The 9,831-nt window shown below is 56.2% G+C and carries 3 protein-coding genes; 2 read left to right on the top strand and 1 reads right to left on the bottom strand.

The annotated features are described in order from the left end of the window. Positions 1 to 69: 69 nt before the first annotated feature. Complete coding sequence (locus tag HFP89_RS02025; protein WP_168715701.1) at positions 70 to 1,311, bottom strand: ISL3 family transposase; 1,242 nt, start codon at positions 1,309 to 1,311, stop codon at positions 70 to 72. Between the two features lie 313 nt (positions 1,312 to 1,624). On the opposite strand from HFP89_RS02025, the gene HFP89_RS02020 reads away from it, so the two are divergent. Beyond that, positions 1,625 to 8,452, top strand: coding sequence for a SpvB/TcaC N-terminal domain-containing protein (locus HFP89_RS02020; RefSeq protein WP_168715974.1), 6,828 nt, complete (start codon positions 1,625 to 1,627; stop codon positions 8,450 to 8,452). Positions 8,453 to 8,520: 68 nt separating this feature from the next. Continuing rightward, positions 8,521 to 9,762, top strand: a complete 1,242-nt coding sequence (locus HFP89_RS02015) for an ISL3 family transposase (RefSeq protein ID WP_168715701.1) — start codon at positions 8,521 to 8,523, stop codon at positions 9,760 to 9,762. The last annotated feature ends 69 nt before the right edge of the window (positions 9,763 to 9,831 follow it).

The following is a 9,831-nucleotide window of genomic DNA, read 5'->3' as shown; positions in this document are numbered from 1 at the left end:
GGCTATATCCGGATCTCGCAAAGCTCTGATCGCCCGCAGCGCCTGATCTGACTGTCTTTGCCGGCGTTTTCATAGTGTGCGGAACCGCACTGGAATTTGCCCAGGCAGATCGAGGTCTCCAACGGTCAGGTAGATCATGTCGGAGAACGCATCGAGATGGCGGAAGCCACTGGCGCGATTCTTGACGATCTTGACGATGCGATTGAGTCCTTCAGCAATAGCGTTGGTCACGCGGGTGCCGATGAAGGCCAGCACGGCATCCTGGTGGCGTCGGAGGGTATGGACGAACTTTCGCAGCGGCTCCAGGCGGCTGAGCAATGCACTTTTGGTCCACTGCTTCAGGAACCGCTCTGCCGCCCAGGGTGCCTGGTAGGTCCAGAAGTGCTCGAACTCTTCTTTCAGGCGCCAGGCGCGATAGATTCGCCGGTTGTGTTTGTCGAGCGCATTGAGGTTTTGGGTATCGCGCCGGCTTCGGGTCGACGAATGGCGTGAGAGCAGCCAGCGCAGCCCTTTGAGCGCCTTGCGTTCATCCCGGGTAGCCTCCCGCCACTGCTCTTTGCGAACCTCGTCGACGGCCTCGTTGAGCGCCTTAACGATGTGGAAGCGGTCCAGCACCAGGGTGGCGTTCGGGCAGTGTGTCTGGATGGCCCCGATGTAGGCCTGGCTCATGTCGCAGCAGGCGGTCTGGATCCTGGCCTTCTGGTAGTCGCTGAGCGCTTCGTTGAAGAACCGGTCGATCGCCGCTCGGGCCTTGCCCTGGCCGATCCAGACCACGCAGGAGCGCTCCAGGTCATAGACCAGCGTGGCGTACTTGTGACCCTTGTGATAGGAGATTTCGTCAACGCCGATGGTCTTGAGGCCTCGGATGCGATGGCCCTCGCGCAACCGGCCAATGGTGCGATGGAGCAGATCCGAAAGGGTCGAGGCGGGCAACCGCAGCAGCTGGGCGGCGGCCTTTTGCGGCATGATCTGGCAGTAGCGCAGCATCAGGTATTCAAAGCGGTGACTCACCCGGCTGCCCGCCTCAGACCAAGGTAGCTGCTCGGTCACCCGGCCGTGGGTGTCACAACAGATCTCACGCGGCCAGTACATCAGCCAGATCGACCAGGGTCCGACCGGAATATCACGCCAGTAGCGCACCTCGGAGCGCTGGCGAACGATACGTCCCCGCCGGCCGCACTCCGGACAGCGGCAGCCGTTCTTGTAGGGCTTGACCAATACCTCGAGCCGGTTGCCGCGCCGAAAGGCCAGTCCATTGCACCGGAAATCCTTGAACTTGAGCAGCTTTGCGATAAGCTTGTAGACGGTCATGGGGGTTCCTTTCTGTACTGTTTGTTCTGGAAAACAAAACTTTACAGGAGGCCCCATGACCTCTCAAATCAGACCGGATCAAGTCTGAAATCCGTTGCGAGATTCGGATAGACCCTCTTTTAATCCAATTTCGTCATCTGAGGAGCTGTCAAACCTAGCAAGCCCTGAGGGCGTTGGGATGCCGCGAGATTTCTACAGAGTATCAATAGCGTCGACAGGCGTGCCGGCGCCCGGGACCGGCCCTTCGCCAATTTCAGATCTATCAAAGATTAACGGGCAGCCCTCTGAAGATGAGCCTCCGCGAATCGAGCGTTTGTACGCGGCAAACAATGAAATCGACTCTATTCCATCCGTTGCTGGAATCGGCGACCTTGATCTATCGAGCAATTTAATCAGTACAGCTGCGTCTGATTTCCATCTTGCGCCAGCGAACTGCACTGGGGTTTGTATGGCGCCCGAAGTGACCCTCGGTTCGCTCAATTTATCAGGGAACGATCTAGGCCTGGAAGGTAATGCCATACTAGGAAGCCTTGGTGATTTCCAAAATCTGAATAGTCTGTATGTGGCAGATACTGGACTTAAACGACTTAGCTGGATCGAACCCACGAAATTTGCCGCTTTACGAACCATCGACCTATCTGCGAACGCCGGACTTTTGAGTATCGCTGAGTTGGCCCTTTTACCGGGCGATCACATAGCCCTCAATGCGTCAAGTCTGGGTATTGTTGGAATTGACGATGGACCAGGCGGCGGCCAAGCTCTTCGACTGCCTGTTCTTGCGTCGATTCAGAGCCTTATCCTGAATGACTCAGTCGAATTAGAAAGTTTGAGCGGAATTGGCGGCTTCTCCAACCTGCAGAGCCTTTCGGTTTCGAACTCGAAGCTCGCCGAATGTGAGTACCGTGGATATTTGGTAGAAAACGGCCAGATTGTGCCAAACCCCGAGCCGAACTGTTCGGGGTTGGACTTTATAGACGAGCTTATTGCCAACGGCATCGAACTCACGCAGCTCAAACTATCCGGGAATAGATTCAATAATCTGGCACCTCTCCACAATTATTGGGATGCGTATCCTTACTATCGAACAATGAGAGCGGTTGTTTTCTGGTTTCAAGGTGAATTGCATCTAAGCTGTGAGGGATTGCATGCCGACGGAGCTGGTTCGTTTTTTGGTCCGTCAAGCTGCCTACCCGACCCCCCATCAGGGCTTGCCTTCCAGATTGAGCAGGAGCTGACAACTGGAAACGTCAGTTGGGACGAGTTTGGAGGCCAGAACCCAACAACTCTGTCAATTGCTGTTCAGGGAGAGCACTACTACTTCGAAGATGATGTGATTGATCCTGAATTGAATGCGATCACTTTAAACAATTTTCCAAGTCGCCCTGATCGGCTACTCGCCGTCGAATTACGGAGCTGTGTTGGAACTCGTTGTACCCCGCCTAGTGAGTATGTGTTCGCACGATACCCTCTGCTCTATGCAACTGAATCTTCGGTGGCAGGAAACGGTTCCGGCACCGCAACGCTTACCTGGAATTATCCTGAGCTCCCCCCGGGTAATCAAATCGAAGTCGGTTTTCGATTTGGCCCGATTTTTCCATCCGCTTTGGTGCCCGCGCAACTCATTCCTCCGGATGCAGCTCTGGAAGTCACAGGCATTGAGGGAGAGCTCTATCCCGGAGGTGTTGGCCGACTGGAAGCATGTGAATTTGGCTCCGGGGTCGCGCTCAAATGTTCCAATGGCGTGCTCGTTTCGTTCAGGGAAGGCCAAATCGATCCTTCCATTCCGGTTCCAACGCTCACCATCAACTCAAGTGGTCGCGAGGCCGTTTTAGAACTTCCGGACCTGACGGAAGATTTCCACTACTTGATCAAAGAATTCGAGGGAATAGGGACCGATCCGGTCCGAGAGTATCGACTTGAACACTCGGAATTTGTTGCTCGCAAGACCCGGGGAGCCTCCGGGGGTGAATACGGCTACCAAGCGCAGAAGTGTCGTGAAGGCCAGTCGGGCGAATGGATATGTTCAGAGCCGGGAAACATTGTCAGCGAGCAGCATAGTTACTCTCAGACGTTTTCTCGTCCGATTGGGCCTCCGTCGAGCGATCCGCAGTCAGCCAATGCGGATATCTGCTGGTTTTCTGAAGGCAGTCTTCCAAAACTGCGTTGGTCATACGATTGGAGCGCGGGTGTGCCGGTCGGCGAGTTCGCTGAAACGCCTACAGCTTTTGAGCTAGTTTATTGGAGCACCACCAACAATCGATGGATTACAAGCAGCGTAATCGATGTTACTGAATTTGCCGACGGAAGAGCATTCTTCAATGCTGACTCAGTCAGCTGGTATTGGGAGTCCGAGGCTTTCTACGACCCGGATCCGAAGCCCTATTGGGCGGTTCGCCCTGTCGTAGAGGGGCGGGTGACTGCGAATCCTTTGGGTACACCTCCAGGAATTGGTGATCCGCCGCATTCCGGTATCGAAGTTGGACCTTACGGAAACTTGAATCAAGCGACGATGTGCGCTCCTCTTGACGGGGGCAATCGATCAGGAGCGGCGACGCCTTCTGATCTCAAGCCTGGCCATTATTTCTCAGATCGGCAGCTGCGTCAGGGGTGGCGGCTGTTCTGGAGCAGTGATCTCCGATACGACGAAGTCAACGAGAGCTTCGGGCGCGCCTTTGATCTGATGGCGGTTTGGTATACGTTCAAGATTATCGATGGGCACTGGTCGCCTGTTTGGTACTACTCCCGACTTTCTTCCGAGGGCGACTGTCACTCTGGGCAGGGATGTTTCTATTCTGGCCCGCTGATGTATCCGCAGAGCCCGTCTCCAAGTGCTTCTGGACCGACGTATTCGCAATCTGATTTGCAGGTTGGAACTGTAACCGTCTGGTTTAACGGGGATGGCGCCCCCGACAATACCGACCCGAACGCTCCACCTTCGCCGTCGGCCACTGCCCCTTGGATCGAAGTCGATATCGATCATGGAGATGGCCTAACCGGTCACGAGATCTTCGAAATGGAGAATCTCGGCGATAGTGCGAACCATACCGTGCTAAACGGTGTCAACGAGCATTCCCATTGGAATGGCATCTGGACCCCCGGGTCTCTATTCAATCTGATAGATGGCCGACTTGGGATCAATAGTGTCTTCTCAGTGGAGTGGATATCTGGAGATGGGTATTCCACGGCCCTGAATACGTTCGACGACGAAGGTCAGCCGATCTGGTTCATCGAATTCAATGCAGACGGGAACGGAGGTCAAGATTTTGGCGACTGGAAAGACCAAACCGCAATGTTGACGGTCTTTCCCGGTTATGCGCCGTTCTTTGATGCAACTGGCGTGAATCTGACACAAGCTGACTTCGATGCGACGAACAAGTACGTCGAGGGAGGAGGGCTACGTCGACAGTATGACAACAGTCCTGCCGCGTTTGAAAATCCTCGGCGGGGAGAAATGTGTTGGGATATCCAAAGTGATATTTTTGTTGAAGGGCAAGTACAGGCACATCGATCTGTCTCTCAATCTAACGGAGACTACGATCACAATGGAGGCAGCCCCAGATGTGGAGACGCTAACGATAGCGGAGCGGTTGAAATCCATAAGGTTGCGAGCCTCCACTACATCGAAGTGGACGGACCAGGCACATGCCGACTGGGAGAGGGCTTGTGCGAGTACAGCTTCAGTTGGTTTACGGAAGATCAGTTTCCGAACGTAGAGCCTGTTGTCCGCTTCATGGAATTTGTGGGCGGTGCGTCCCAGATTGTTGTCTTGCCTTTGACGGAGTTTTGTGCCAATGGGCCTGACATTGACCCGAGCACTTGGGGTTTCTCCGTTGTGGGGCAGACGTGTGTGGTTACAGATTTCACCTATTCGCCTCAACAGAATCCACAGTTCGCTTTAATCAGCAATCATCTGGAGGACGCTGGGACCGGGCTGCCGCTAACTGCTGAATTACAGCCTGTAATTGCTGCCAAAACTTTTGTGATCAACAACCTGGGCGACCCGCCACCCGGAGCACCAGTCATTCAGAGCGAAGTCTCAGCGGCACCAAGTAGCCGTAGTGAAGGTGCCAATCTCGCGGACGAACTCTTGGACGCTGCTGCAGTAGCTTCAGGTGCAACGAACTCCGGCGACCATGCTGAGTTGGTTGGGCAACGTGGTGACTTTAGTGTTGGTCAGGGCGGCGCAGCAGAGTATGTATATCCGATCATGACGGCGCCTGCCGTTGGAGGGTTTGCGCCGCAAATAGCGTTGACCTTCAATAGCCAGAGCGGCCCAGGCCTTGCGGGATACGGATGGTCGATCGCTGGGCTTCCGGCGATCATGCGGTGCGGACAGACCTGGGAGCGTGACTTCAACCAGACCGCCGTAGAGCTGAACGGCAACGACAGATTCTGTCTGGAAGGAAACCGCCTCATGCTCATGGGGAATGGAGCCTATGGGGAGGCCGGCACCGAGTATCGCCTCGAATTGGACAACCAGACACGATTCTGGTTGCTTGAGCGGGGCCCTGCTGGCGATAGCGTCAAATACTTCGTGGCCCAGTCGAAAGATGGGACTGTCCGTTTCTACGGGGCGCCTGACTCGGCGCATGACTCCGCGCTCGTCTCCGTACCGGACCAGAGTGGAGTTCAGCTTGCCTGGCCCATTAGCCGTTTGCAGGATGCATCCGGGAACTACATCAGATTCAACTATGCGCAGCAAGCTCCTGCCGGTCCGCAAGTGGAGTGGTTGATCGATTCAATCGCGTACACGATGAATGACGACCCGGAACTGCAAGCATCGACTCCACACTCTTCGATTGTCTTTGAATGGGCGGACCTGCAGCATTCGAGGGTCTCCTACGTCGCAGGTGTCCCGATGGCCCGCTCGAAATATCTTGACCGAGTCCGATCGGTTACTCGGTCCGGCCAGACAGATATTGACTTGAGGGTTTATGACCTTGCCCACGGCCAGGTGACTCCAAGCAATGAGCCGATTGTCACTGAGCTTACCGAGTCTTACCCAGGCGGGCAGTATCTCCCAATCATTTTCGAGTGGGAAAAATTCGATCGTCACCACCCAACGATGCAGCAGGGCTCTGATTGGCAAAGTGGTCACGAATTTCGTGGGGCGCAAGCCGGAGATGTTGACGGCGATGGTCGTGCTGAACTCGTTGTTATGGAGATGGTGGGAACCGGAAATCTCGCTCGCTTCCGCTATCACGACTTTAATGTTACAGAGACAACGGTCCTTGAAGGAAGTTTGTCAGGGGCTGTCTATACCGGCGTTGAGCCAAATGAGATTTCCGAAAATGGTTGGGTCCTTGCGGACTTCCATGGCGATGGACGCATGGGAGTTGTCTATTTTCAGAAGGCCAGCCCGACAGATGGGAATATCCACTACGCACCCTGGGTCTGGGATGAGGTGGCCGGGACTGGAAAGTTTGAATATGGGTATAGCATTGGGGCCTACAATCTTGGCATTGGCTCGACCGAGCCGCTTGGAGAGGCACCCGTAATCGGCGGAAACGTATTCATCCGACTTTCAACATCCGATCTGGATGGCGATGGAATGAGCGACGTTGTCGCTGTACTGGAGCCCGAAGAGGGCTCCTACCTTCGCGGTGTCGCACGCCTCGGTAAGGCCTTCCGAAATCCAAACGTTCGGAGTGCCAGCCCTGTGACGTCGGACTGGGAGGAGATGGACATCGGTCTTCCTTACGATCCAGGCATCCCGGGAACATGTAATAGTGGTGTGATTGAGCCGATCGTTCGATCTAGAACTGAGATTTCGAATGCCTTCACATTGGATGGATCGGGTAAGGCGGCCCTGGTTGCCTATCAGGCTGTAACCGGAGTGTGCTCTGTGGCTCGCGAAGTGCCCGGCGAGATCCAGGTCTACAGCGAGAGTGGACTCGATCTCTTTGAGCAGCCAGTTGGCGGGCGAAGCGTCACGTTCGAGTCGAAGATGGGTCCAATCGAGATTTCCACAGAAGCATTCTCGAACCCAATCGACTCGAATGGGACTGGCGGCGGCGACTTCTGGGAAGAGTCGGCCCAAACCCAGTTCGTTGCCGAGTTCGCACTAGAACAGAACGACGAAGACCGGCTTGTGCCTGTTGACTTCAACATGGATGGTTTGACCGATTTTGCCGAGTTGATCGACGGGCAGGCCGGTACAAATTCGAACGAGACCGAGATTCGAGTTCACATCAATCGTGGCAGGAGCCAAGGCCAGTTCCAGTTCGTTCTCGGTCCCTCCGCAACGATCAATGTCAAGCGCCTCAATCGTGGGCGCATCCGCTTCCAAGATGTAGGTGGAGATCAGTACCCGGACATCGTGTTCATCAAGAATGGATGCACTGGGGGTTGCCGACCGCACTATGTTGAGGGCAACGGGAGCGGGTTCGAGCCGCCGCTTCTAGGGCAGGAACTCGGGCCTGTGGGATTCACCATCGACGTGGAGGACTGGGACCAATTCCTTTTGGCCGACCTCGTCGGAAACGGACGTCCTGATCTAGTTCGCGTAACGAAGCCAAACGGTAGCTGGCGCCCGAGTTGGGCGGTAGCACGGCATTCTGGAAGCGGGTCGCGGACGCTGTTCGAGCCGCTGCTGGCCCTGGAGAGAATTGAGGACGGGTTCGGCGCGACCACGAGTCTCAAGTACCTGCCGCTGTCCTCAAATTCGGTTTATCGGCGAGATCGACTCGGCGATCCGTCGTCCCCATTGGACTCCGCGCCCATCTACGACGTCGTGACGTCGCAGTACGTGGTGTCCTCGGCAAGTAGCTCGGCTCCGCAGGTCGATCCGCGCGAAGGCCAGATCCTCAATGTTTCAACGGGCGCAAGCACGTCGATTCGCTACTTGTATACCGGCTCAAAAATTCAGGGCTATGGCCGAGGAATGCTCGGTTTCCGACAGATGGCGACCTTCAGTCCGGACACGAACGTCCTCACGGTCTCCGAGTATGGCCAGCAGTTCCCGTACACGGGGATGCCGACCAATACGACACAGTTCTACCTTCCGAACGGTGGGGGCGATCTGCCCACGTGGACGGATTCCCATGACAATGGTCCGCTGCCTGCGTGTGTTGATGACTGTAATTCGCATTTTTGGGTCTATCCGAATCTCGCAACGGATTTCAGACTTGATCCGGTCTGATTTGAGAGGTCATGGGGCCTCCTGTAAAGTTTTGTTTTCCAGAACAAACAGTACAGAAAGGAACCCCCATGACCGTCTACAAGCTTATCGCAAAGCTGCTCAAGTTCAAGGATTTCCGGTGCAATGGACTGGCCTTTCGGCGCGGCAACCGGCTCGAGGTATTGGTCAAGCCCTACAAGAACGGCTGCCGCTGTCCGGAGTGCGGCCGGCGGGGACGTATCGTTCGCCAGCGCTCCGAGGTGCGCTACTGGCGTGATATTCCGGTCGGACCCTGGTCGATCTGGCTGATGTACTGGCCGCGTGAGATCTGTTGTGACACCCACGGCCGGGTGACCGAGCAGCTACCTTGGTCTGAGGCGGGCAGCCGGGTGAGTCACCGCTTTGAATACCTGATGCTGCGCTACTGCCAGATCATGCCGCAAAAGGCCGCCGCCCAGCTGCTGCGGTTGCCCGCCTCGACCCTTTCGGATCTGCTCCATCGCACCATTGGCCGGTTGCGCGAGGGCCATCGCATCCGAGGCCTCAAGACCATCGGCGTTGACGAAATCTCCTATCACAAGGGTCACAAGTACGCCACGCTGGTCTATGACCTGGAGCGCTCCTGCGTGGTCTGGATCGGCCAGGGCAAGGCCCGAGCGGCGATCGACCGGTTCTTCAACGAAGCGCTCAGCGACTACCAGAAGGCCAGGATCCAGACCGCCTGCTGCGACATGAGCCAGGCCTACATCGGGGCCATCCAGACACACTGCCCGAACGCCACCCTGGTGCTGGACCGCTTCCACATCGTTAAGGCGCTCAACGAGGCCGTCGACGAGGTTCGCAAAGAGCAGTGGCGGGAGGCTACCCGGGATGAACGCAAGGCGCTCAAAGGGCTGCGCTGGCTGCTCTCACGCCATTCGTCGACCCGAAGCCGGCGCGATACCCAAAACCTCAATGCGCTCGACAAACACAACCGGCGAATCTATCGCGCCTGGCGCCTGAAAGAAGAGTTCGAGCACTTCTGGACCTACCAGGCACCCTGGGCGGCAGAGCGGTTCCTGAAGCAGTGGACCAAAAGTGCATTGCTCAGCCGCCTGGAGCCGCTGCGAAAGTTCGTCCATACCCTCCGACGCCACCAGGATGCCGTGCTGGCCTTCATCGGCACCCGCGTGACCAACGCTATTGCTGAAGGACTCAATCGCATCGTCAAGATCGTCAAGAATCGCGCCAGTGGCTTCCGCCATCTCGATGCGTTCTCCGACATGATCTACCTGACCGTTGGAGACCTCGATCTGCCTGGGCAAATTCCAGTGCGGTTCCGCACACTATGAAAACGCCGGCAAAGACAGTCAGATCAGGCGCTGCGGGCGATCAGAGCTTTGCGAGATCCGGATATAGCC

Source organism: Wenzhouxiangella sp. XN79A (assembly GCF_012272825.1).
Taxonomy (GTDB): domain Bacteria; phylum Pseudomonadota; class Gammaproteobacteria; order Xanthomonadales; family Wenzhouxiangellaceae.
This window is presented reverse-complemented; position numbering and strand designations above follow the sequence as displayed.